Origin of the sequence: Mangrovimonas aestuarii (assembly GCF_028767185.1) — a bacterium.
In the GTDB taxonomy this organism is placed as follows: domain Bacteria; phylum Bacteroidota; class Bacteroidia; order Flavobacteriales; family Flavobacteriaceae; genus Mangrovimonas_B; species Mangrovimonas_B aestuarii.
Genome location: NZ_JARACK010000004.1, coordinates 119,539 through 145,831 on the forward strand (window position 1 = coordinate 119,539; position 26,293 = coordinate 145,831).

20 protein-coding genes and 1 tRNA gene are annotated in these 26,293 nt (G+C 37.1%); 13 read left to right on the forward strand and 8 right to left on the reverse strand.

Features of this window, described 5'->3' with window-relative positions:
• Window positions 1-49 precede the first annotated feature (49 nt).
• Complete coding sequence (gene dnaG, locus PWU04_RS06690; RefSeq protein ID WP_274475172.1) at window positions 50-2,008, forward strand: DNA primase; 1,959 nt, start codon at window positions 50-52, stop codon at window positions 2,006-2,008.
• Here the strand turns inward: dnaG and PWU04_RS06695 are convergent.
• Both PWU04_RS06695 and nadE read right to left on the reverse strand, forming a co-directional pair.
• Window positions 2,003-2,632, reverse strand: coding sequence for a response regulator (locus PWU04_RS06695; RefSeq protein WP_274475173.1), 630 nt, complete (start codon window positions 2,630-2,632; stop codon window positions 2,003-2,005). The genes dnaG and PWU04_RS06695 overlap by 6 nt on opposite strands.
• 98 nt (window positions 2,633-2,730) lie before the next feature.
• Complete coding sequence (gene nadE / locus PWU04_RS06700; RefSeq protein ID WP_274475175.1) at window positions 2,731-3,519, reverse strand: NAD(+) synthase; 789 nt, start codon at window positions 3,517-3,519, stop codon at window positions 2,731-2,733.
• Window positions 3,520-3,614: 95 nt separating this feature from the next.
• Here nadE and gldB point away from each other — a divergent pair, with 95 nt between their 5' ends.
• Together gldB and gldC are read left to right on the forward strand one after the other, a co-directional pair.
• Entirely contained in the window at window positions 3,615-4,577 is a 963-nt protein-coding gene (gene gldB / locus PWU04_RS06705; RefSeq protein ID WP_274475176.1) for a gliding motility lipoprotein GldB, read from the forward strand.
• Between the two features lies 1 nt (window position 4,578).
• Window positions 4,579-4,914 (forward strand): gliding motility protein GldC, encoded by a 336-nt coding sequence (gldC, locus tag PWU04_RS06710; protein WP_274475178.1) that lies wholly within the window; start codon window positions 4,579-4,581, stop codon window positions 4,912-4,914.
• 31 nt (window positions 4,915-4,945) lie between these two features.
• Here the strand turns inward: gldC and aqpZ are convergent, their stop codons facing one another.
• From aqpZ to PWU04_RS06725, 4 genes are all read right to left on the reverse strand, one after another.
• Entirely contained in the window at window positions 4,946-5,641 is a 696-nt protein-coding gene (gene aqpZ, locus PWU04_RS06715; protein WP_274475181.1) for an aquaporin Z, read from the reverse strand.
• Between the two features lie 118 nt (window positions 5,642-5,759).
• On the reverse strand, window positions 5,760-5,840 hold the full coding sequence (locus PWU04_RS13325) for a hypothetical protein (RefSeq protein WP_406600946.1): 81 nt from the start codon (window positions 5,838-5,840) through the stop codon (window positions 5,760-5,762).
• An 859-nt stretch (window positions 5,841-6,699) separates the two neighbouring features.
• Window positions 6,700-11,013 (reverse strand): GEVED domain-containing protein, encoded by a 4,314-nt coding sequence (locus tag PWU04_RS06720; protein WP_274475183.1) that lies wholly within the window; start codon window positions 11,011-11,013, stop codon window positions 6,700-6,702.
• A 266-nt stretch (window positions 11,014-11,279) separates the two neighbouring features.
• A tRNA-Phe gene (locus tag PWU04_RS06725) sits at window positions 11,280-11,355 on the reverse strand.
• Between the two features lie 105 nt (window positions 11,356-11,460).
• Here PWU04_RS06725 and PWU04_RS06730 point away from each other — a divergent pair.
• The 8 genes from PWU04_RS06730 (at window position 11,461) to PWU04_RS06765 (ending at window position 20,060) form a co-directional block, all read left to right on the forward strand.
• A complete protein-coding gene (locus tag PWU04_RS06730) occupies window positions 11,461-12,192 on the forward strand; it encodes a type III pantothenate kinase (protein ID WP_274475186.1) in 732 nt (243 codons plus the stop codon).
• Window positions 12,189-13,508, forward strand: coding sequence for a hypothetical protein (locus PWU04_RS06735; protein ID WP_274475187.1), 1,320 nt, complete (start codon window positions 12,189-12,191; stop codon window positions 13,506-13,508). Before PWU04_RS06730 ends, PWU04_RS06735 begins: the two co-directional genes overlap by 4 nt.
• Window positions 13,509-13,533: 25 nt before the next feature.
• Window positions 13,534-14,916, forward strand: coding sequence for a tetratricopeptide repeat protein (locus PWU04_RS06740; RefSeq protein ID WP_274475188.1), 1,383 nt, complete (start codon window positions 13,534-13,536; stop codon window positions 14,914-14,916).
• On the forward strand, window positions 14,916-15,467 hold the full coding sequence (gene lptC / locus PWU04_RS06745) for an LPS export ABC transporter periplasmic protein LptC (RefSeq protein WP_274475190.1): 552 nt from the start codon (window positions 14,916-14,918) through the stop codon (window positions 15,465-15,467). The genes PWU04_RS06740 and lptC overlap by 1 nt, the downstream gene beginning before the upstream one ends.
• A 44-nt stretch (window positions 15,468-15,511) precedes the next feature.
• Window positions 15,512-15,697, forward strand: coding sequence for a hypothetical protein (locus PWU04_RS06750; protein ID WP_274475191.1), 186 nt, complete (start codon window positions 15,512-15,514; stop codon window positions 15,695-15,697).
• 5 nt (window positions 15,698-15,702) lie between these two features.
• Window positions 15,703-16,992, forward strand: a complete 1,290-nt coding sequence (locus PWU04_RS06755; protein WP_274475192.1) for a hemolysin family protein — start codon at window positions 15,703-15,705, stop codon at window positions 16,990-16,992.
• 98 nt (window positions 16,993-17,090) lie between these two features.
• On the forward strand, window positions 17,091-19,217 hold the full coding sequence (locus PWU04_RS06760) for a peptidylprolyl isomerase (RefSeq protein WP_274475193.1): 2,127 nt from the start codon (window positions 17,091-17,093) through the stop codon (window positions 19,215-19,217).
• A 324-nt stretch (window positions 19,218-19,541) separates the two neighbouring features.
• Complete coding sequence (locus PWU04_RS06765) at window positions 19,542-20,060, forward strand: hypothetical protein (RefSeq protein WP_274475194.1); 519 nt, start codon at window positions 19,542-19,544, stop codon at window positions 20,058-20,060.
• A 16-nt stretch (window positions 20,061-20,076) separates the two neighbouring features.
• Here the strand turns inward: PWU04_RS06765 and PWU04_RS06770 are convergent, their stop codons facing one another.
• Window positions 20,077-20,988 carry a GYDIA family GHMP kinase gene (locus tag PWU04_RS06770; RefSeq protein WP_274475195.1) on the reverse strand — a complete coding sequence of 304 codons (912 nt, stop codon included), beginning with the start codon at window positions 20,986-20,988 and terminating at the stop codon, window positions 20,077-20,079.
• Between the two features lie 4 nt (window positions 20,989-20,992).
• Entirely contained in the window at window positions 20,993-22,315 is a 1,323-nt protein-coding gene (locus PWU04_RS06775; protein ID WP_274475196.1) for a hydroxymethylglutaryl-CoA reductase, degradative, read from the reverse strand.
• Between the two features lie 173 nt (window positions 22,316-22,488).
• Here PWU04_RS06775 and PWU04_RS06780 point away from each other — a divergent pair, with 173 nt between their 5' ends.
• Window positions 22,489-24,723: a S9 family peptidase gene (locus PWU04_RS06780; RefSeq protein ID WP_274475197.1), complete on the forward strand. Its 2,235-nt coding sequence runs from the start codon at window positions 22,489-22,491 to the stop codon at window positions 24,721-24,723.
• 32 nt (window positions 24,724-24,755) lie between these two features.
• The gene (locus tag PWU04_RS06785; RefSeq protein WP_274475199.1) at window positions 24,756-26,276 is read left to right on the forward strand and encodes a peptide MFS transporter; all 1,521 of its coding nucleotides are present in this window, start codon (window positions 24,756-24,758) and stop codon (window positions 26,274-26,276) included.
• The last annotated feature ends 17 nt before the right edge of the window (window positions 26,277-26,293 follow it).

Here is a 26,293-nt window from a genome sequence, read left to right on the forward strand (position 1 = left end):
GATGATTACATAAGTTTATTACTTTTACAGCCTAAAACTTCCAAAGCAATTGATTTCAAAACAATCCATAGATCAAGTATTCGAAACCGCCAGAGTTGAGGAGGTAATTGGTGATTTTGTACAATTGAAAAAATCGGGAAGTAGTTATAAAGGGTTGAGTCCTTTTAGCGATGAGCGTTCTCCTAGTTTTATGGTGTCTCCCGTAAAGCAGATTTGGAAAGATTTTTCTAGTGGTAAAGGAGGGAACGTTGTAGCGTTCTTGATGGAACACGAACACTTTACCTATCCAGAGGCTATTAAATACCTGGCCAAAAAGTATAATATCGACATTGAGGAAACCGAGCAGACCGACAAACAAAAAGAACAAGCCGATTTAAGGGAAAGCCTTTATTTGGTCAATGAGTTTGCTAATGAATATTTTCAAAAGGTTCTTCATAAAACCGATCAAGGTCAAGCCATAGGGTTGAGTTATTTTAAAGAACGGGGATTCACTACCGATACGATTAAAACCTTTGGATTGGGGTATTCTCCAGATGAATGGCAAGCCTTTACTGATGAAGCTTTAAAAAAAGGATACAGTATAGAATATCTGGAAAAAACAGGTTTAACCATTGTAAAAGAAGAAAAACGATTCGACCGATTTAAAGGACGTGTGATGTTTCCCATACAAAGTATGAGTGGTCGCGTGCTTGGTTTTGGTGGCCGTATTTTAGTTACCGATAAAAAATCTGCAAAGTACCTCAATTCTCCAGAGAGTGATATTTACCATAAAAGCAAAGTGCTTTATGGTATTTATCATGCCAAGCAAAGTATAGCCAAAGAAGATAACTGTTATTTGGTTGAAGGTTATACCGATGTAATCCAGTTTTATCAAGCGGGGATTACTAATGTTGTTGCTTCCTCGGGAACGGCACTTACACCAGATCAAATCCGATTGATAAACAGGTTAACCAATAATATCACTGTTTTGTTTGACGGTGATGCAGCGGGATTACGGGCTTCAATTCGTGGTATAGATCTAATTTTGGAACAAGGCATGAACGTCAAGGTGTGCACCTTCCCAGAGGGAGAGGATCCCGATAGCTTTGCCAAGAAAAATACTTTTGAAGAAATAAGTGCCTACTTAGAGGAAAATGCTAAGGATTTTATCCAGTTCAAAGCGTCTGTGCTCGTAAGTGAAGCGAAAGGAGATCCTATTAAAAAGGCAGAAACCATTAGGGATATTGTTCAAAGTATAGCTAAAATTCCCGATAGGATAAAACAGGAAGTATACTTGCAGGAATGTTCCCGAATTATGGATATTGGAGAAGATGTTCTGTTTAGTACGCTTTTACAAATTGACAATAAAGATCAAGGAACAACTACTGGTGCGCCTCAAAAGCAACAAAAAGCTTTTCAGGTAATAAAACCAGAACCTGAAACCAAAAAAGTAGATGTACAATACGTACTTGAGCAAAAAATTATTGAACTGCTTTTATTGTATGGAAACTTAACCGAAGATTTTGAGGATTTAGTTTTAAAGGAAAACGATAAAGGAGAATTGGGCTTGGAACCTGTAGTGCACAGAGCTAAGGTTTTTGAAAAGATTTATCTTGATCTTCAGGATGATGAAATGGAATTTTTGAATCCTCAGTTTAAAGCATTATACAGTACATTGATAGAGGACCTCAATCAAAACCCGGATTTTACCATAGAGTATTTTGTAAATGCAGTAGATCCAGCCCTAGCAAATACCGTAACAACTATACTAATGGAAGATGAGCGCCATGCCTTATCTGATTGGAATAGAAAAGAGATTTTTCCGAAGGATAAATTAAGTGGTGTAGCACAACTTGTTAATGAAACAATATTAACTCTTAGATGTTTCTTGATTGATAAAAAAGTAGGTGAGTTTATGCAGGAAACACTAAACAACAAAACCGGAGATAACCGTAACCTTTTGGAGGAGGTTAAGGATTATTCCGGTTTGAAAATGTTACTTTCAAGAAAGCTTAACCGCGTGCTATGATTCCAAAAGCTTAGCTTGATTAATCAACTCTACAATATTGTTTACACGTAGCTTTTTCATTAAACGCGCTTTGTAGGTACTAACGGTTTTTTCGTTAATTTCGAGTTCTTGAGCTATTTCCTTATTCTTTTTACCAGACGACAACAACTTTAACACCTCAAGTTCTCTTGTTGAGAGTTTTTTGTACAGTGAACCGGTTCTTCCTGAGCGGTCACCAAAAGCCAAACGATGTGCAATATCATTGTTTAGGTAAATACCGCCTTGATCTACTTTAGAAATAGCCTCTTTAATAGTAATTACATTAGATGTCTTCGATACGTAACCGGCTGCCCCAGCTTTTATGGCGCTAATCGCATAAACTTCCTCTGGTTGGGCGCTAAACATCACCACCTTAACATTAGGATATTCTTTTTTTAGACGGCGCAATGCGGTAATTCCGTTGAGTTTGGGCAGGTCAATTTCGGTTAGGATAATGTCAACATTATCGTTCTTTTTCAGAAAATCGAAAATGGCCTCACCATTATCAATACTTCCAACTACTTTAACATCGTGAGATGTTGAAAAAAATAGCTCGAGTCCTTTTCTGATTATGGGGTGATGATCAACAACCAACAGCTTTATCATAGTATTAAAATTTTTAAGTTTTATAACTGCTGGGGCAAGAAATTACATAAGTAGTAATGATAGTACAAAGATATAAAATTGTGAGGGAATTTCTTTACCTATTTTAATTTTTTTGGAATTTTACAAATTGGTATGGGGTTCATCTTGTGTTGGTTAATAGTATTTAGTCTAGAATAGATATTAAAAACCTCTAAATCTCTGCCTTGAAAAGTGTTTGCTGTTTTGCCTTCCTCTTGCATTTTCATAGCCCATTCGAGTTCTGGATAAGACGCCCCGATTTGGTCTTCATCACTTCGTGTGTCTCCAAATAATCCATCACTAGGTACAGCATCTAATATTGACTGTGGAACTTTTAAATGTTTCCCCAATTCATACACTTCAGTTTTAACCAAATCGGCAATGGGAGAGAGGTCTACACCTCCATCACCGTATTTAGTAAAAAAACCTATGCCAAAATCTTCAACTTTGTTTCCTGTGCCGGCAACCAATAAACCTTTTAATCCTGCATAGTAATACAATGTAGTCATTCTTAGTCTGGCACGAGTGTTAGCCAAGGCTAAGTCTACTGTGTGTTGATTGCCTTCCAGGGAAACTTCTTCCTTGAATGTTTCGAATAGAGGTGTTAAATCGGTCCTTATATCCTTTACGTTGTTATATCTGGACTTTAACAAGGCAATATGCTCTTGAGCCCTTGTCACGTGGCTGTCATGTTGGTGAATTGGCATTTCAATACAAAGTACATCTAAACCTGTTTCAGCACATAGCGTCGAAGTAACAGCCGAATCAATTCCTCCAGAGATACCTATTACAAATCCATTCACTTTGGCCTGTAGGGCATATGTTTTTAACCAATCTACTATATGGGATACAATCTTTTCTGTTTGCATTAGTAAGGAATTTAATGGGTAGAAATGCTACCTTTGCCAAACAAAAGTAAAGCAATTACTATAATTTTTAAAAATTGAATTCGTTAATGTTTCCCATGAAACAGTATTTTTTATTTCTCATAGCACTTTTTATGATTGTTGCCTGTAGACAAGAATCAGAAACAGAAAAAGCCATTGCTAAAATAGATGTTGATGTGCACATAGAGCGTTTTGATCGTTTGTTTGCAGCTGCAGATGAAGGAACTTTACAAGATTTAAAAATAAAGTATCCGTTTATGTTTTCAGAAAAGTATCCTGACTCGTTTTGGATTGCCAAAATGAGAGATACTTTACAACAGCAGCTATCCTATGCAACGGATAGTGTTTTTGCTGAAATGAAAACCGAGCAACAGGAGTTAGAAGATCTTTTTCGTCATATTAAATATTACTTTCCATCTTTCAGAGCTCCAAGAGTAATCACGGCAACCTCTTACGTAGATTATAGAAACAAGGTAATTGTTACCGATAGTATTGCTTTAATTTCGTTAGATACCTATTTGGGAAGTGACCACCCTTTTTATCAAGGGATACAGCAATATTTGAGACAAAACTTTACCCGATCGCAAATGGTAGTCGATTTTGCCCAGGCATATGCAAATTCTAGAATTCATCAGCCAGAGAGAAAAACGCTGTTGGATGAAATGGTGTATTGGGGGAAAGTGCTTTACCTTGAAGATAAGTTCATACCTTTTAAATCTGATGCAGAAAAAATAGGGTATACCCAAAACCAGCTAGATTGGTCTCAAACTAACGAGAACTACATTTGGCGTTATTTTATAGAGCGCGAGCTTTTATATAGTACGGACTCAAAATTACCAGGGCGTTTTATTAACCCTGCACCCTTTTCCAAATTTTATCTGGAAGATATTGATAAAAATTCCCCAGGGGAAATAGGTCGCTATATTGGTTGGCAAATTGTTAGGGCCTATATGGAAAATAATGATGTAGGTATCAACGATATGTTATCGACTTCACCAAAAGAAATTTTCAGTAAATCTAAATTTAAACCACGTAAATAAAATGTCAAATCATAAATCAAAAATAGAGTTACAGGTAGAGCTTGACGAAAACAGAATACCAGAAAAATTGTACTGGACTGCAAAAGACGGGGGTATTTCCAATGAAGAGGCAAAAGCTATGCTGCTTTCGGTATGGGATAGCAAAGCTCAAGAAACTTTACGAATTGATCTTTGGACCAAAGATATGCCAGTAGATGAAATGAAAGTATTCTTTCATCAAACTTTAGTTGCAATGAGCGATACTTTCCATAGAGCTACACAGGACGAAAAGATGACGGCGACAATGAAAGATTTCTGTGATTATTTTGCGGAGAAACTTGAATTGAAAAAAGAATAAAAAAAAGGCGGTTTAACCGCCTTTTTTTATTTTAACCTTCTGTTGGGTTAGGAGCAAGTATTTTGTAAACAATTCCAGCTAAAAGCGCTCCTACAATAGGCGCTAACCAAAATAACCAAAGTTGCTCAATGGCCCAGCCTCCAACAAATAAAGCTTGGCTAGTGCTTCTGGCAGGGTTTACCGAGGTATTTGTTACAGGAATACTTATTAGGTGAATAAGTGTAAGTGCTAAGCCAATTGCCAGTCCTGCGAAACCAGGTGAGGCATTTTTATGGGTAGCTCCCAAAATGATGATTAGGAACATAAATGTCATAACAACTTCGGTGAGCAATGCTGAGGTTAAATTATACCCCAATGGTGAATGTTCACCATAGCCATTGGCGGCAAAACCGGCTGAAAGACTAAAGTTTTCAGTGCCTGAAGCGATGCCATATAAAATGGCAGCGGCACATATTCCGCCAAGAACTTGAGCAACAATGTAACCAGGAAGTTCTTTAGTGTTAAATCGGCCACCCATCCATAAACCTAGTGATACAGCTGGGTTAAAGTGAGCGCCAGAAATATGTCCTAGGGCATAGACTCCTGTTAGAACCGTTAGTCCAAAGGCCAAGGCAACCCCAGCAAAACCGATTCCTAAATCCGGAACGCCTGCAGCGAGTACAGCACTACCACAACCTCCTAGCACAAGCCAAAAGGTGCCAATAAATTCTGCAAATAGTTTTTTCATAATGTATTGTTTTAGAGTGATTTTTTTGAGGGATGACTTCTCTTATATAAAGAAAAGCTAAACAGTAGGTGTTTCTGTCCAGCTTTTCCCTGACTAACTAAATAATTGATTTTGTTAACTATTCTTGTCTATCATCAACGATCTCATATATGTTTTTACCATCCAATTGTTTAGGTTGGTAACATGTTTCGCCGATTATTACATAGCTTTAATCTACAATTTTAATTTCTTCCCCACCTTCCGGAAGAATGGGAACTATTGTTTCTGTAGTTGTCGGGACTACAGTGTCACTTTCCTTATATTATATAATAGGAGTAATGGATGACCATTTCTCTATTATACCAAAATCCTAAATGATCTTTTTATTTCTCTGTTGCTAACAACCATTATAAGATGAAATTTCATGAGTTAGATGAAAATGGTTTGAATGCCAGCTTTCTAAAGTTAGTGTTTTTATTCATATAATAATATTAATAGAACAAAAATCGGTGAGCGGTTGATTGCGATTGGTAATAGATTTTTAGATGCTTGCTTATAGATTCATAAGAATGTGGAATAATTATGAGATACATTTTAAGCTTTGAATAACAATGGTTGGTGAGAGTTTATAAGATTAGAGGAATAATATGTGAGAGTATAATTTTCAACGAAAAAGAAAGTAAAAAGCTACTTTATTGTTAGCTTCGTTAACATAGCTAAGTCTCAAATTTGATTATATGATAAAACTACTTAATGAAAAATTGCTAACAACGTTTAACTTTGGAATTGTGGGGTATTTTGTATGGATTTATTTTATAAATCTTTACCAAATCACCAATGTTTTTGTAGGGGTGATAAGGGAGTTGCTTACCCTCCCTTTTTTACTGGCTCAACTAATTTTTTTAATTGTTGGAGTTATCTATTTTGTGAAGGAAAAAAGAAAACGCCCTCTGGCTGTTTTTAGTCTTATTTGCTTGTTAATATGTAGCATTATAACAATTTGGAGTTTCTTTAGGTAATTTTCAATAAAAAAGGCTACCATATTGGTAGCCTTTTACTTTTTATAGTTTAAACAATGTTTATTGTTTAATTACACGGATGGTCTCCAAATTTCCATCAATACTAACTTTTACAAAATAAGCTCCTGTTTGAAGGTTCGACATGTCTAAGTCTACTTTCATAGTATTTGGAGTAGCATTAATGATTTGCTGACCTAACATGTTGTAAACAGCAACATTTTGAATGTTCTTCTGAGCTGTTAACACCAAGTTAGAGCTAACCGGGTTTGGATAATATGAGAATTGATACAATTGCTCAAAATCCTCAACTCCCAATGTACATTCAAGTGTAACCGCATCACTCGTAAACTCACAGCTCGCATCATTGTCGTCAGTTATAGTAAAGGAAACAGAAGTTCCTGATGTATATGGTCCAAATTGAACCACTCCTGTAGCTGTAGCAGTTTCTACAAAACCAAAGAAGTCATCAGCAATTGTTAAACTACTGGCACTTCCCATATCGGTAATATCAACATCTACAAAAAACTCTCCAGTAGTATCACAATTATCTACAACGGTATACGTTGCCGTTGCATTGGAACAGGTATTATCAGTTAACTCAAAAGTATATCCTGTACTTTGTGGAGATGGCCAAGTTGAGATAACGAAATAATAAGTCGTTCCGGCAACCACATCCATGTCAAAAACTCTTTCATTTGTTGAGCTTTCTGCCATTCCAGCTACACAGTTTGTTCCGATATCTGCACAATCTGTGTAGACAAAAATCCCAGACCAACTAGCTGTAGGGGTCATGGACACTTCAATTGACGTATCAGCAGTTGCAGTATAAGTATAGATTACATCGTCACCGCCAAGGTAGCTCGATGTTGTTCCACAGCCAGAAGCGCCTGGTGTTCCACTGTAATCATCAAAGTAGTTTGCAGTGTCGTCAGTTGTGCTGTATGGTAAAGCATCAACAGTCAATGCTGTTTCACAAAGCTGTCCTGGAATTGGGCAGGCATAACTTAAAGTATCACTGTTTAATACACAGTTTGCGTCATTATCATCACTAACAGTGAAAACCACTTCCGCTCCAGAGGTATATGGGCCAAATTGTGCAATACCAGTAGTCATAACTGTCTGTGAAACACTGCCAAGGTCATCGGCAATGGTTAAGCTTGTTGCAGACCCCATATCGGTAACATCAACATCAATAAAGAAGCCTTCACTATCGTCACAGTCACTAACAATGGTGTAAGCTACCGTAGCGTCTGTACATGTGTTTTCAGTTAGTTCGAAAGTGTATCCTGTGCTTTGAGGTGAAGCGTAGGTGGAGATAACGAAGTAGTAGGTAGTTCCAGTGGTTACGTCCATGTCAAAAACTCTTTCACTGGTAGAGCTATTCCCCATACCAGCTACACAGTTTGTTCCAATATCTGCGCAATCGGTGTAAACAAAAATCCCAGACCAACTAGCTGTTGGTGTCATGGATACCTCAATAGAGGTGTCTGCAGTTGCTGTATAGGCATAGATTACATCATCCCCGTTAAGATAGTTTGATGTTGTTCCACAGCCAGAAGATCCTGGGGTTCCACTATAATCATCAAAGTAGTTTGCAGTGTCGTCAGTTGTGCTGTATGGTAAAGCATCAACAGTCAATGCTGTTTCACAAAGCTGTCCTGGAATTGGGCAGGCATAACTTAAAGTATCACTGTTTAATACACAGTTTGCGTCATTATCATCACTAACAGTGAAAACCACTTCCGCTCCAGAGGTATATGGGCCAAATTGAGCAATACCAGTAGTCATAACTGTCTGTGAAACACTGCCAAGGTCATCTGATATTGTTAAGCTTGTTGCAGATCCCATATCGGTAACGTCTACATCAACAAAGAAGCCTTCACTGTCGTCACAGTCACTAACAATGGTGTAAGCTACTGTAGCGTCTGTACATGTGTTTTCAGTTAGTTCGAAAGTGTATCCTGTGCTTTGAGGTGAAGCGTAGGTGGAGATAACGAAGTAATAGGTAGTTCCAGTGGTTACGTCCATGTCAAAAATTCTTTCACTGGTAGAGCTATTCCCCATACCAGCTACACAGCTTGTTCCTATATCTGCGCAATCTGTGTAAACAAAAATTCCAGACCAAGTAGCAGTAGGTGTCATAGCTACTTCAATAGAAGTATCTGTAGTTGCTGTATAAGCATAGATAACATCATCTCCGTTAAGATAGTTTGATGTTGTTCCACAACCAGAAGCACCAGGTGTTCCACTGTAATCATCAAAGTAGTTTGCAGTATCGTCTGTTGTACTGTATGGTAATGCATCAACTGTCAAAGCCGATTCACAAAGTTGTCCTGGAATTGGACAAGTGTAAGTGAAAGTATCAATATCGTAATCGCAGGTGTCGTCAGTATGTTCTGCTGAAAGGGTTACTGTGGTTCCGCTAGAATAAGGCCCAACTTGAATAAGGCCCGTTGTAGTGATAGCGTAGGTATTCGTTCCATCGTTTATTTGTGTGGCATCACCAACCACCGTAACATTCACATCAACAAAGAATTGGTCATTATCACAATCTGTTGATAATTCTGCAGTCATCGAAGATGGTGAACAAGAGGCTTCAATAATATTTAGTGTAAAATCAGCTGTTACTCCCCATGAGCCATTGTAACAAGGGTTTGGTGTAGCTTGGCCAGAATCGGCCGTTCCTATACGCATGCGGTGCTGCCCTAAAGTAGCATCAGCTGGCATTAAAAATGAAGCGTCAAGAGTAGTAGGGTTTGTACCCGCTGAAACACCATCAAACACTTGCTCGGAAGCTTCAAACGTTAAGTTGTCATTAAAGTCGATCCAAATATTAGTGTCATAAGTATATCCTGTTTGGAAGACAATCATAACATTGGTTGTTATACCTGCAGGTAAATCAACTGGAGTTGCTGTAAAGTCTTCGTAAGTTAGGTCTCCTCCACTTGTAAAGTCTTCAGATCCTAATTGAACACTGCCTATTCCAGTGCCATCATTACTAGATGGTTGAGAAGTACAGTAACCAGTGTAGACACCCATAGTGGACCAAGAACTTAATCCGTTAACATCTCCACAATCAGCTCTTACAAAGAAATCGTAATTGGTGTTTGCTGTTAATCCGGTAGCGGAAGCAGTGTTGTTTCCTGCGGCAACTATTCCTGAATCTATTGGTGTATCTGTCTCAGGGTCGCCACCATCAGCCAAAATCATCCATTCGTATCCATCTGTAGCTCCATTATCAGTCCAGGAAAAGTCTGCTGTTGTTTCTGTAGTAGCAGTGTTTGTTATGTCTTCTGGTGCAAAACAGCTTACTTCAGTAGTAAATGTAAAAGGTCCAGCCCAAAAACTATATCCTCCTGCAGAACAAACTGTTCTTACGTAAACATCATAAGTTGTTTCAGGGGTTAAGTCGTTAAATGTGTATGATGTAGTTGCACTAACATTTCCAGAAGCCGGAATATCTTCCCCTGTTTCTACAATAGCAACTTCATAAGATGCCGTTGCGTCTGCAGTATCCCATGAAACAGAAGCGTCAAATGCATTTATTGCAGTACTGGCAATATTAGTAGGATCTTCACAATCCCCTATTAATTTTGCACTCACAGCAAAAAGGTTGAAAATGTTACCAGTTTTTTGAATTGTCATTCCTGAAACAATTTTGCTTTGATTTGCTGCTTCAATTGGTATGTCCAAACGATAGATTCTAGGGTTGTTGCTAGAGCTTTCAAGACCATCGTTGGAAATATTCCCTCTACCAATTCCAGAGATCACCACAGGTAAAGCGGTTGAGTTATACCAGTCTGGTACGAAAAGATCTGTAAAAGTTTGTGAGCTGCCATCAGAGAAGTCAACGGTTCCCGAAATAGTACTTGTACCACTTCCAGAGGTAACAGCCAAATAAAGTGTTTCGTAAGAGTTAACCTCGGTAAATGTAATAATAGATTCACCGGAAACACCATCAGTGGCTATTCTTAAGGAGTTATTTGCGTCATATGAGGCAAGTTGGAAATTTAATCCTAGTAAATTGGAGCTTTCAATCAACCCTCCCGTTGGTAAGCCGTAAGCCGTAGGGGTAGAGGTTTCACTAATTTGTGTGCCAATTTCTAAAAAGCAGTAGTTTACACCGTCAACATCATTGGTAGTAGATGAGCTAAGTGCTCCTAGTCCATTGGCAATAACATCATCACTATAACCACTAACGGTTAAGGGAGTGAAGCTTGCAGGATCGAGCATTGGTGCTACTGCGTTGTCTGCTTGTTTTGTTTTTGGAGAGTCCCCGTCAATAGGGGTAAATGCCGTAAATAAGCAAAATGCACTTGCGATAGCGAGGTATCTGGTTTTGATACTCGCTACCCTAAGGTAGATTTTTTTCATAAACTTTTTTTTAATTAATAGAGGGGCTAAATGTATTAAAAAAATGTTACTAAGTTGAATTAATGTTACTTATTTGGTTTTTTTAACATAAATACATTTGCCTTTTAAGAAATAGAGTGTTTATAACTAGATTTTTTGTGTTTAGGTTCGACTGTAGGCTCTCTCTTGTTTTTTTGGCTTTAGTTTGAAGCGCAATAAAAGATTAGATAGATATAGGGTGAAGTTTACAAAACCAAAAAACCCAAGCATTTCTGCTTGGGTTTTGGTGGTGGTGCCTCCAGGAATCGAACCAGGGACACAAGGATTTTCAGTCCTTTGCTCTACCAACTGAGCTAAGGCACCAGTTGTTTGCTTGTTTGCGGTTGCAAATATATACCCATTTTTAATATTCGCAAAGAAATTGAGATAAAAAATGGTTTTGTAATTTTACATTTTCAATAACTGTAGATGAATTTAATTGTAGATATAGGAAATACGTTGGTGAAACTTGCTGTTTTTAAAGGGGATAAGCTTCTTGTTAAGTTTAGTGTTCCTGAAGAAGCTGCTTTAAAAATAATTAAAGAAATTTTTTTTGAGTATACTCAAATACGCAGAAGCATTGTGTCTTCTGTAAGAAAATTAGATAATCACTGTCTAGAATATCTTAAAATTAAGAGCAAGCTTTTGGTTTTGGATGCTAACACTCCAGTACCTTTTACAAATCTCTATAAGACCCCCCGTACTTTAGGTTTGGATAGAGTTGCATTAATAAGTGCATCGGTAAGGCATTATTTTGGCAAACCAACTTTAGTAATAGATGCAGGTACTTGTGTAACCTTTGATTTCAAAGATGATAAAAATGCTTATTTAGGAGGGGGTATTTCCCCTGGGTTACAGATGAGGTATAAGGCTCTGAATCAATTTACAGCCAATCTGCCTGTGCTTGAGCCTACAGAAGTTGAAAGTATTATCGGTAGATCAACAGAAGAAAGTATGCACTCTGGTGTTGTTTATGGTTTAGTGAAAGAGATTGATGGAGTTATCGCTGAATATCAAAATAAATATGGAGATTTAACAGTTATTTTAACAGGTGGAGACGCTAATTTTTTGTCTAAACAATTAAAAAGTAGCATATTTGCGAACCCTAATTTCCTCATGGAGGGATTAAATAATATATTACAATTCAACGCAATCGAATGATAAAAAAACTGTTAGTAGTTTTTATTGCCCTAATCGCAATTAAAAGTTATGCCCAAGATGGGAATGCTTCACCGTATTCGTTTTATGGAATCGGGAGTTTGAAATTCAAAGGAACTGTAGAGAACACCAGTATGGGAGGTTTGAGTATTTATACTGATAGTATCCATGTAAATCTAAGAAATCCAGCGTCGTATGCGTCTGAGAACCTTAAAAGTTTTGCAAACGAAAGTAGGCCGGTTAAGTTTGCTGTAGCCGGAAGCCACTCAACTACCAAACTGGAAAGTAATGGGGGAACCGATAAATCGGCTTCTTCAACATTCGATTATATTGCTGTTTCGATTCCAATGAACCGATTTGGCTTAGGGTTTGGTTTGATGCCTTACACATCGGTAGGTTATCAGTTAAAAGACAGTAATTCAGAAGGGGATCTTTCAAATAAATATTCAGGAGAAGGAGGGTTGAACAAAGCTTATTTTTCCCTTGCTTACAGAATAACGAATGGATTGAGTATTGGTGTTGATACCCAGTATAACTTCGGAAATGTGAAAAATAATACTTTAGCCTATTTATACGACAACAATGGCGATTTGCTTACTTACCAAACAGCCGAATACAATCGATCTGATTTGAGTGGTGTCAATTTTAATTTTGGTTTGAGCTATAAAACCATGATTAAGAATAAGTTTGAATTCGTCTCGGGTTTAACCTATACACCGCAAAGTAAAATAGGGTCAGAAAATGAGCGTTCTATAGCGACTGTCACTGTGAGTCCAACAACTGGACAGGAGTTTATTGTGGAAAACATAGATGTTGAGGATGAATTGATAGCGGCTGGATTAGATAAAACGGATCTAACACTACCTTCGCGCTACTCAATAGGAGTAGGGATAGGCCAACCTAGAATTTGGTTTGTAGGAGTAGAGTATTTTGGGCAACAAACCAGTAAGTTTAATAATGATTTGTACACCTCAAGTAGTACAAGTTATTCTTTTGAAAATGCTTCAGGAATGTCTTTGGGGGGATTTTGGATTCCAAAATACAACTCATACACGGGCTATTATAAACGAATGGTTTACAGGGCAGGAGTGCGTTATGAAAATGTTGGATTAAAGGTGAACGATGAGAGTATAAATGAGTTTGGCATATCTTTTGGAGTAGGACTTCCTGTAGGGGCTATCTTCTCTAATGCCAATCTCGGATTTGAATTTGGAAAAAGAGGGACAACTAATAATGGTCTTATTCAGGAAAATTTTGCTAATTTTCAGTTGAGTTTTTCGTTGAATGACCGCTGGTTCCAAAAACCAAAGTATGACTAACAGCAACAGTATAAAATTAAGAACTATGAAAACGAAACTTACATTTGCATTTGCAATATTCTTCATGGGGCTGAGCTTAGGATATGCGCAGCAAGATGAAGAGTGTATGACTAAGCTATCTATATTCCATGAGTATGTAAAAGCTAAAAATTACGATGCCGCATACGGACCATGGAAAGATGTTAGGGAAAAATGCCCTAAACTAAATATTGCAACATATTCTGATGGAGAGAAAATCCTTGAGCATAAAATTGAAAACTCTTCTGGAGCAGAGCAAGTAGCAAACATTAATGATTTGTTGAAGCTTTACGATCAGCGTTTGGAAAACTTCCCAGACAAAACAAAAAAAGGAGAGTTGTTGGGAGATAAAGCCCAATTAATGTACGATTATAAGAAGGAACTTGGTTTGAGCGATATGGATGTTTATAATGCATTCGATAAAGCATTTACAGTAGACAAGGCTACTTTTAACAACCCTAAAGGGCTATACACATATTTTTCTTTAATGGTAGATCTTTACGATGCTAAAGAAAAGTCCGCTCAGGATTTGTTTGACAAATATGATGATGTTACAGAGAAGGTAGAGTCTGAAGTTGGTAATTACTCTGAAGATTTAAATAAACTTATAGCTAAAGAAGAAGCGAACACTCCTTTAAGTTCTAAAGAGGAAAAGTATAAGCGTTATTACGAAAGTTACTTGACAAATTATGATAAGATTTCGGCTGGTATTGATAAAAAATTAGGAGACCGTGCTAATTGCGAAAACTTAATTCCTTTGTATACTAAAAACTTTGAGGCTAATAAAACCAATGCGCAATGGTTACAGCGTGCTGCTGGAAAAATGTCTGAGAAGGATTGTACTAGTGATCCGTTGTTCTTTAAGTTAGTACATGCTTACCACGAATTGAGTCCTTCTGCAAATTCGGCTTACTATTTAGGGATTTTAAAGGATAAGGAAGGTGATTCGAATGGAGCGCTTAAGTATTACGAGCAAGCTTTAAGTTTAGAAAAGGATAATTTCAAAAAAGCGAAGCTTAACGAAAAAATCGGAAACAAGTTAAAGGCAAAAGGAAGCTATGCAAAAGCAAGAGAGTATTACAGACAATCATTGAAGTTAAATCCTTCAAATGGACGTCCTCACTTGAATATTGCAGCTATGTATGCTAGTAGTGCCAACAATTGTGGCGATACTACCTTCAACAAACGTGCAGTATATTGGTTGGCTGCAGATGAAGCTAAAAAAGCAGGAAAAGTAGATCCTACTCTAAAAAGTGCCGCTCAACAAAGTGTTGCAAGCTATATGGCTAAGGCGCCTCAAAAAGGAGATATTTTCAGCCAAGGTAATCAAGGACAATCTATAAAAATAAATTGTTGGATTGGTACTACGATCACAGTTCCTAATCTATAATGAAAACAAGTTTACATACATTACAATTCATGGTCATAGCAATAGCTGTGACCATGTTTTTTTCTTGTGAAAGTAACTTTGAGAACGTAAAGAAAATTGGGGTTTCCGAAAATGCACCCATTGGAGTTGCAAAAGAGATTGACCTCAAGTATACCGATTCCGGTAAAGTCAAAGCCAATTTGATTAGTCCTAAGATGCTGGACTTCAGCAATAGGGATTTTGCATTTACAGAATTTCCGGAAGGTGTTCATTTGGACCTGTTCGATGATAACAATAATAAAAGTACGGTTGTTTCAGATTATGCTGTAGTTTACGATGCAACTGGATTAATAGATCTTCAGGGACATGTGGTGCTTGCCACTCACGAAAAAGATACTTTACACGCTAAACAATTGTTTTACGACCAAAATAGAGAGTGGTTGTTTACCAATGAAGACGTAACCTTTAGAAAAGGATCTGACCTAATTAACGGAAAGGGTTTCGATTCTGATACTAAATTCAGTCAGGCAGAAGTACTGGAGATTGATGGGGTGATTACTCTCGAAGAATAAATTACTATCTTTAACATAAAATTTTACCTTAAGAAAGAATAAACATGAGATTCTTTAAGTTTTTTCAATACGCTTATATTGTTTTTGCAGCCTTATTTACCTGGGATGCCATTTCTAACTGGAACGATCAGAGAAATAGAGCGTATATGTCGTTGTTATTAGCTGCTACAGCTGTATTTATGTTCTTCTTCAGGAAGAAATTCAATAAACGTTTCGATAAGGATCGTTAATCTGCATGAGTGGAGAAGGAATTATTATAATTACATCATTATTACTGTCCGCTTTTTTTTCAGGGATGGAAATAGCCTACGTTTCGGCTAATAAAATCCATATCGAAATTGAAAAAAAACAGCAAGGCATTCTTGCCAAAGTATTAGGTAGTCTTACAGCAAAACCATCTAAATTTATTGCAACCATGCTAATTGGGAATAATATTGCCTTGGTTGTTTATGGATTTTATATGGGTGATGTGCTTATGGAATGGTTTCAGGGACTATTGCCAACTTCAAGCGGTTTCATTAACTACCTGCTTACAGATTTAAGCCTACTGTCGCAAACTGTTATTTCTACATTGGTTATTTTAATTACAGCAGAGTTCCTTCCAAAAGTATTTTTTCAGATATACTCAAATTATCTTTTAAAGCTATTGGCAATTCCAGCATATATATTTTATGTGCTGTTCACCTTTATTTCTGATTTCGTTATTTGGATCTCTGATGTGGTTTTGAAACGTTTCTTTAAAACCGAAGGCGACCAAGTTCAATTAGCGTTTACAAAAGTAGAGTTGGGAAACTATATTAGTGAGCAGATGGAATCTGTTGAAGATCATGAAGAAGTGGATTCTGAGATTCAAATATTTCAAAATGCATTGGAGTTTTCGGAAGTTAAGGCAAGGGAGGTGATGGTGCCTCGCACCGAGATTATTGCCGTAGAGCTTAACGATAGTATTAAGGCTATTAACACACTATTTACAGATACAGGTTGCTCTAAAATATTGGTGTATAATGATACAGTTGATGATATTTTGGGTTATGTGCATTCTTTCGAGTTATTCAAAAAACCAAAAACGATTAAGTCAATTTTAATGCCTGTTGAGTTTGTTCCAGAAACCATGCTTATAAAAGACATTCTTAATGTACTGATAAAAAAACGCAAGAGTATGGCTGTGGTTTTGGATGAATACGGAGGAACTTCGGGTATAATGACAGTAGAAGATATCGTAGAGGAACTTTTTGGTGAAATAGAGGATGAACATGACACGGTAGTTAAGATCGAGGAGCAATTAATCGATGGAACGTATAAATTTTCAGCTAGACTGGAAGTAGATTATCTCAACGAAACCTATAAACTAAACCTGCCCGAAAGTGAAAACTACGAAACTTTGGGGGGGTTAATTGTTAACCATACAGAAGAGATTCCTCAACAAAATGAAATAGTGCGTATAGGTACGTTTCAGTTCACTATTTTAGAGGTTTCTAATACCAAAATAGATTTGGTTGCATTAAAACTATTACAGGAAGATTAAATTGTTTTCTTCACCTTCGAATTAAGCGTATATCTGCTTTTATTATTAAATAGAAAATGCTATTTTCGCGCACTATGTTTCATAAAATTTAACAAGAAATGGCAGTTTTAAATAAGATTAGACAGCGTTCGGTGTTTTTGATTGCGATTATCGCTTTAGCGTTATTCTCATTCATTTTGATGGATTTATTCAAGAATACTGATGCTTTTGCAGCAAAGTCGCATAACATTGTTGCTACAATCAACGGGAAAGATATTTCTCGTGAGGATTTTTTGCGTAAGGTAGAGGCTATGCAGCGTCAATTGGGGCCTAGTGCAACAAGTACTCAGGCAATGAATCGTGTTTGGGATCAAGAGGTTCGCGAAGCTGTAATGCAAACGCAATATGATGAATTAGGTTTTAGTGTAGAAAAAGACCAAATGCGCGATATTCTTAAGAACGCACTTTCAAATAACCCAGATTTCCAAAACGAAGCAGGTTTGTTCGATGAGAACAAAATGAATGAATACATCGCTAATCTAAAAGAAACTTCGGCTATTTCTTATCAGCAATGGATCGATTACGAAAACAGGTTGGCTGTAAATGGTCTTCAGCAAGATTATTACAATATGGTTAAAGCCGGTATGACTGGAACTTTAGCAGAAGGTGAGTTAGAGCATAAACTTGAGGGCGATAAAGTAGATATTCGCTATGTACAAGTTCCTTATGCTACTATTGCCGATACAACTGTAGAAGTGAGCAAAGCTGAGATTACAAACTATATCAATGCACACGCAAAGCAATTTGAAGTAGAAGAGTCGAGAGATATACAATTTGTGGAGTTTAAGGAAACGCCTTCTGTTGAGGATGAGAACGCCATTAAAGATGAATTGGCTGCAATGTTGAAGGATCGTGTTGAATTTAACGAAACAACTAAAACAAACGATACTATTTCTGCTTTTGGAAAGGTGACCGATAATGCTGAATTCATAAATACAAATTCAGATATTAAATTTAACGATGCGTTCGTATTCAAATCGGACTTACCTACTGCCGTAGCCGATGATATCTATAACCTTAATGAAGGAGAGGTTTTTGGTCCTTATAAAGATGCCGGATACTTTAAGATCACGAAAATGATTGCTGTTAAGCAATTGCCAGATTCTGTAAAGGCAAGACACATTTTAATACCATTTGCTGGTGCTAATGGTGCTGGGCCGGATGTTATACAAACAGAAGCTGAAGCTCAAAAAACAGCAGACAGTGTTTTAGCTGTTGTTAAAGCCGATAGCTCTAAGTTTGAAGGGTTGGTTAAAGAATTATCTTCAGATCAGGGTAGTGTTGAAAACGGAGGTCGTTACGATTGGTTTACATATAATACTATGGTGCCTGAATTTAGAGATTTCTGTTTTGAAGGAAAAACAGGAGATATGGGTGTTGTAAAAACTGTGTTTGGATTCCATATTATTGAAATCGAAGGACAAAAAGATACTCAGAAAGCTGTTAAAGTTGGTACTATAGCTAGAGAGATTGAAGCATCAGAAGCGACTATCGATAAGGTATTTAGAGACGCTTCTAAATTTGAGGTTGCTATTGCAGACAAAAACTTCGAAGAAGTTGCTAAGGAAGGTAACTATACTGTGCGTCCAGTGAAAGGGATTGAGGTTTTACAAGAGAACATTCCTGGATTGAACAGTCAGCGTCAAATTGTACGTTGGGCATTCAACGAAGAAACAACTGTAGGAGACAACAAGCGCTTTAATATTCCTGGAGGATATGTTATCGCTCAGCTTACAGCTAAAAACGAAGCAGGGTTAATGTCAGTAGAGGAGGCTTCTGCTGCAGCAATTCCAGCTATCCGTAAAGAGAAAAAAGCAGACATAATCAAAAATAGAATTTCTGCTACTACTTTAGATGCATTGGCAAGTGCCGAAGGGCAAAATGTGAGAAGTGCATCTGCTATCAATATGAAAAACCCAACTATTTCTGGAGCAGGTAAAGAACCTTTAGTTGTTGGAACTGCGTTTGGATTGAAAGAAGGACAAACTTCAGGGTTGATTGCTGGAGAGAAAGGTGTTTATATGGTAGAGACTATTAAGATTACACCAGCAGTTAAGTTAGAGAACTATCAATCTTTCGCTAACCAAGTTGGTCAACGTAAGATGAACTCAGTAAATACAAAGCTTTACAATGCTTTAAAAGATGCTGCTGAAATCGACGACAACAGAGCTAAGACAGTTCAGTAGTCTAAAGAGTAAATAAATTGAAAAGAAAGCCCCATTCGAAAGAAAGGGGCTTTCTTTTTTTGTGTGTATGTGGTTATTGAATTATTAGCTTACATTTTTTTTGATTTAATATTTATTTGTAATTCCTTGATAATCTATAATATTCGATTAACTGCGTAGGAATATATTTCTAAAAAACGTACATTTAAAGAAAGCAATTTTCTGCTTCTTTATCAGTCTGTTGCAATAGCTCTAGAGCAACAGTGTATTTATGCCTCCTTAATGGTTTTCTATTGTCAATTAATAGCCGAATGAGTTAACCACATAACCTAAAATACACGAATTATGAAACTTTTTACTTTAATTGCCCTTTTCTTTTGTACCTCTCTCTTTGCTCAAGAAACAAGCAAAGACGATGTGTTTTTGCGCATGTACGATTTGGATGGAAATAAAATTGCTAAAGGCTATTTAGTGTCCGTTCACGATACTATAGTTGCTTTAGAATACAAAAAGGAATTAATAAAGATTCCTATATCTAAAATAGATATGATTAAAACCAGACGCTCTCCAGGGCACAGTGCTTTAATAGGGGCAGCTATGGGGGGTATTGGGTTTGGTGTTTTTGGGGCCGCCCAAGCTGATGAAACACTAGGTAAAGGGAACAGTTCTCTGGAAGGTGCTGGGATTGGCTTATTAGCAGGGGCTGCTGGAGGAGCGTTGGTAGGAGGTGCTACAGGGCTCTTTTCTAAAGCAAAAACATATGAGGTAAATGGGAATATGGAAAAGTTTCAGGATTTCCTGTTTAACATTAAACCTGTAACAGGTGATTTAAATGTAGCAGAGGTGGACAACACTGATAAGTAAATTGGGCACTTGTTTTCTATTTCAGAATCATTTCCTTAAAAGGTAAAACTGTGTGGAAGCCTTTTGCTTCAAAGTATGCTTTTGGATTGCTTTCAGATGCTGCTAAGATAAAATCGCCACCCCAAGCCCCAAGACTTTTAATACTGCCGTTAAAGTCAGGGAAAAGACTTTCTTTAACTGGTGTTTGTTTGGTAATGCTGCCAATAATGTTCTCGTGTTCTTCCATTAGCATTTGAAACTCAGGTAAAGTTTTGCATGATAGCATGTCCAAAGTAATGGTGTTGATTACTTTAATAAAGTTGTCAATCTTTCCTTTTGCTTCTTTATAATGGCTTATTCCTTCCCTGCTATTTTGTTTCTGGTTAAGGTGGACAAAATAGAGCTTGTCTTTAAATTCAGGGTTAAAACCTACTTCTTTAACAATGGGGGTTTTGTCTAATTGGTAGGTAATTCCCTTATTGTGACTGGCGCAAGCAATGTCGTAACCGCTACCACCGAAAGTCAAAGCCAATAATTTATAGGGGTCTATATTTGCCCATTGAGCCAAATTGTTAATTAGGGTAGACGACGACCCAAGCCCCCAGTCTCTAGGAAAATCCAAAGTAGTTGTTATTTCAGATCCTTTTCCAGTTTTGAATAGTTCAGAGTTAAGTTTGGAAATAGTATGCAGTATGGAAACAAGCCTTCTGTCTGTTTCATTTTTTAGTTGCTTGTCATCTTTTTCAAGGATAGTTTTAAATGGAAATTCTACTTCTATCCAAGGATTGCCTTCGTGGTCTAAACTTTTCCAGATAATACATTCGGAGTCATTTGAAGTAACTTCCATAGTCTGCCCAAACGATGTGGGAAGTGCCAATGACAAAGCGCCATCAAGCACTACATATTCTCCGCTGATTAAAAGTTTACCGTTACTGTAGAACTTCTGCATGCCTTTATTTTTGAGTGCGAAGTTCATCAATAGCTTTTACTACTGCACTATGCGTTACTGGGTGGGTTTTAAAGTGGGTAACAAGCTTTTCTTTTTCATCTTCGTTGGCTTCAAACTGATTGAGAATATTCATCAAGTGCATTTTCATGTGCCCTTTCTGAATACCTGTGGTCGTTAGTGAGCGTAGTGCTGCAAAGTTTTGAGCTAATCCGGCTACTGCAACGATTTGCATTAATTCTTTGGCACTTGGTTTGTGGAGCATTTCCAGTGCTAATTTCACCAGTGGGTGAAGACTGGTAAGCCCTCCTACGGTTCCCAATGCAAGAGGGATTTCTATCCAAAACTTGAAAATACCATTTTCAACAGAGGCATGCGTAAGACTGCTGTAGCGACCGTTTCTGGCAGCATAGGCATGAACTCCAGCTTCTACAGCTCTAAAGTCATTACCTGTTGCTAGTACAACCGCATCAATACCGTTCATGATTCCTTTGTTATGGGTCACGGCGCGATAGGGTTCTACTTCTGCTATTTTAACAGCTTGAACAAATTTATTGGCAAACTCTTCAGGGGAAATGCCTTGGTCTTCGTTCAGATCTTCTACTTTACAACTTACTTCGGCACGAACTAAACAGTCAGGAACATAATTGGAAAGGATGCTCATCACTACATTAATGTCCTTTTCAGTTTCAGAAAAATCAGAATGAAAAGCAGCTTCATCTTTAAGCGTTTTGGCAAATTGTTCTAAACATGAGTTGATGAAGTTGGCGCCCATGGCATCCAAAGTCTCAAATGTGGCATGGAGCTGGTAGTAATTCTGGATGTCATCTGTCTTATCGCGTAATTCAATATCCAAAATACCACCACCACGTTTTTCCATGTTCGTGGTTATTGATTTGGCATCTTCGAAAAACTTGGGCTTAACTTGTGTGAAAAATGATTTCAGTTTATTGGCATCACCATTATATTTAAAATGCACCTGACCTATTTTGGTAGTGGAGATCACTTCAGTTTTAAATCCACCACGATCCAACCAAAACTTTGCCGCTTTACTCGCTGCAGCTACTACCGAACTTTCTTCGATAGCCATTGGGATAGTGTAAAGAGTATCGTTGATCAAGAAGTTTGGAGCAACACCCAAAGGCAAATAGTAATTGGTGATGGTGTTCTCTATAAACTCATCGTGTAGCTGCTGTAATTTTTCGTTGGTATTCCAATACTGTTTGAGTACCTGTTTTGCATCTTCGCTATGTGAAAAATATGTGTCTACAATCCAATCTATTTTTTTTGATTTGGATAGTTTTGAAAAGCCCGAAATAGTCTTGCTCATTACCTTATTTTGTTATTGACTACAAAGATAATATTCCTATATTTATTTTTAAGGTAGTCTTAACAGTTATGCTTATTTCTGTGTTAATAGTTAGGCTTATGTCCATATTTTTTAGTAAACTTGACATCGTTTTGCCAAAAGGTAAGTATTAACTTATTTTTAAATCTTTATACGTGAGAATAATACAACAGTTTTTATTGGTTTTCTGCATTTTTTCAACCTTCACTTACGCACAAAATCAATCCATTACATTACAAGATATTTGGGGAGGAACATTCCGTACTGAGCGAATGGATGCATTACACTCCATGGACAATGGAAAACAGTATTCTGTTTTGAATTTTAATCGAGTAAGCGGTTCTACTAGCATAGACATTTATGACTATAAGACCTTGAAAAAAGTAAGGACCCTTGTAAACTCTGCAGATATTGCAGAAATCAAGTATTTTACCGATTATATATTTAGTGCAGATGAGGCCAAGGTTTTGTTGGCTACCAATGTGAGTTCGATTTATCGTCGTTCAACATTGGGGACTTATTTTCTATATAATACCGAAAACAATTCTGTTGTTAAAGTTGCCAATCACCCGATTCAAGAGCCTACTTTTTCTCCAGATGGAACAAAAGTGGCTTATGGATATGAAAACAATTTATATATCAAGGATTTGATCAGTGGAGAAACTACCCAGGTAACTTTTGATGGTGAAAAAAATAGAACTATAAACGGAATCACTGACTGGGTTTATGAAGAAGAGTTTTCTTTTGTGCGCGCTTTCGAATGGAATGCCAATAGCGACAGAATAGCCTACGTTAAGTTCGATGAAACCAATGTCCCTGAATTCTCAATGGACGTTTATGGAAAAACGCTTTATCCAGACCAGCAAGTGTTTAAGTATCCAAAAGCTGGTGAGGCTAATTCTGTAGTGTCTCTTCACGTTTACAATTTGAAAAAAGATAAAAGTACAGAAGTGACTCTTTCAAAATCTTATAAAGACTTCTATATTCCTCGAATTAAGTGGACCAATGATGCTGATATATTGAGTGCACAGTACATGAACAGACATCAAAATGAACTAGATTTATGGTTTATTGACACTAAGAAAGATAAAACTGATTTGGTGTTGGCTGAAAAGGACAACGCTTACATTGATGTAACCTTCAACTTAACCTTTTTAAAGGATAACAGCTTTATCTGGACTAGCGAAAAGGATGGCTATAATCACATTTACCATTATGACAGCGATGGAGACTTAATTAATCAGGTAACAAAAGGAAAGTGGGAAGTAACAGAATATTATGGTTATGACGAGAAAAATGATCGCGTATATTACCAATCGGTAGAGAACGGATCTATTAACCGTGACGTATATGCCATAGCCTTAAATGGTAGAAAAAAGGAGCGATTAACTAAAAGAGATGGTACTAACGATGCTGCTTTTAGTGCTGACTTCACTTATTTTATTAATACGTTTTCAAGTGCAACAACGCCAACTGAGTATACTTTAAACAGTGCAAAAACTGGTGATGTAATCAAAAGTATCTTGGATAATGATAAGGTAGCTGATAAGCTGTTAAACTATAAAACTTCGGAAAAAGACTTTACTACAATTACAGTTAACGGTAATGAACTAAATATGTGGATGATGAAACCAGCTGATTTCGATCCTTCTAAGCAATATCCTCTTTTAATGTATCAATATTCAGGGCCTGGTTCGCAAGAAGTAGCCAACCATTGGAATGGAGCTAATGATTACTGGTACCAAATGTTGGCGCAAAAAGGATACATCATAGCTTGTGTAGATGGTAGGGGAACAGGATTTAAAGGGGCCAAATTTAAAAAAGCGACCCAAAAACAATTAGGGATACTTGAAGTAGAAGACCAAATTGCTGCTGCTAAGCAATTGGGAGAACGTCACTATATTGATGCTTCAAGAATAGGAATTTGGGGTTGGAGCTTCGGAGGCTTTATGAGTACCAGTGCTATTTTAAAAGGACACGATGTGTTTAAAATGGCGATTGCCGTAGCACCCGTAACCGACTGGAGATTTTACGATTCTGTCTATACGGAGCGTTATATGACGACTCCTCAGGAAAATGCAGAAGGGTACAATAAGACTTCTCCATTAAAGCATGCCGATATGCTCGAGGGTGATTATCTTTTAATCCATGGTTCTGCAGACGATAACGTGCATGTACAGAATACAATGCAAATGGTAGAGGCTTTAATCCAGGCCAACAAAGATTTCGATTGGGCTGTTTATCCAGATAAAAACCACGGTATTTACGGAGGTAATACCCGCTTACACCTTTACAGAAAAATGACAAGCTTTATTGATGATAAGCTAGGGGATAAAATTCAGAATCCTAACGAAGAAGAAGTGGAGCAGCAGTCATTGATTAAAGGATAAAAACAAAACTAACTAAATACTATTAAAAGTTTATGGCAGATTCAACAACAATGCCGATGAAGCAAAAAGAGCTGTTCGGTCATCCAGTAGGATTATATGTTTTGTTCCTAACGGAAATGTGGGAGCGCTTCTCTTATTATGGAATGCGTGCACTTTTAGTGCTTTATATGACAACGTCTGCATTAGGAGATGATCCAAGAGGTGCTGGTTTAGGATGGACAGATGAAAAGGCTTTAGCTTTATACGGATGGTATACTATGTTAGTATACGTAATGTCCATTCCTGGAGGGATGATCGCAGATAAATTATTAGGGCAAAAAAAATCAGTTCTTTTAGGAGCTATTGTTTTATGTCTTGGTCACGGTGTTTTGGTAATGACCGATTTATGGGCTTTTTATACCGGATTAGGATTGGTTATTCTAGGTGTAGGATTGTTGAAGCCTAATATTTCCACAATGGTTGGTGGTTTGTATAAAGAAGGAGACATAAGAAGAGATAAAGGGTTTAGTATCTTCTATATAGGTATTAATATAGGCTCTCTTTTAGCAACATTAATCGTTGGATTGGTTGTGGCAAAATGGGGCTGGCACGCTGGTTTTGGATTAGCTGGAATTGTTATGGTCTTCGGGCTTATTAACTATCTTTTTGGGCAGAAGTACCTTGGGGATGTTGGTAATTTAAACAAAGCAAAAAATCATGAAGATGAAATATCGTATGCTAAGTTGTTTTCTAAACTATTTAGTTCTCAAAAACAACTTATTATAGCATTGGTATTATTAGTAGTTTCTATGTATGGTTGGGTAAAGCTAGGTTGGGGCTATGGTTTACTATTCATTTTCTTGACCGTTATAACTTCCTTACTGATGATGATTTATAAAGAACTTGAATCACAGGTTTTTAAAGACAGATTTGTGGTTTTGTTACTGTCTTTTATAATGGTAATCATATTCTGGGGAGCCTTTGAGCAGGCGGGAGGATTAATGAATCTTTATACAGATGCTAAAACAGATCGTGTTCTTTTTGGATGGACTATTCCTACCGTGATGTTTCAGAGTTTGAATGCAGGTTTTATAACCATTTTTGCCACAATAGTTGCAGGCTATTGGGCTAAAAGAAAGCTGAAAGGTAAGGAAGCATCATCATTGTTTAAGATGGCATTAGGTATTATAATAATGGGCTTCGGTTTTTTGTTTATGGTGTTTGCTGCAATGGAATTTGAAAAATCAGGTACTTCAAGTATGATTTGGTTGGTACTAGCTTATTTCTTCCATACTATAGGGGAGCTTTGTTTATCTCCTGTAGCACTTTCATTTATAACCAAGTTAGCACCAGTAAAGTATGCCTCGTTAATGATGGGGGTTTATTTTGCAGCTACAGGTCTTGGAAGTAAAGTTGCGGGAATCGTTGGAGAATCGGCTAGTGATTTTGGTGAATACACAGTTTTTCTTGGAATATTACTATTTACAGTGGTCATAGGAACTTTGTTTATTTTAATATTAAAGCCTTTGAAAAGATTAACTCACGGAGCTGAAGAAGACGAGCACAAGATATAATCACTTCAATAAAATAT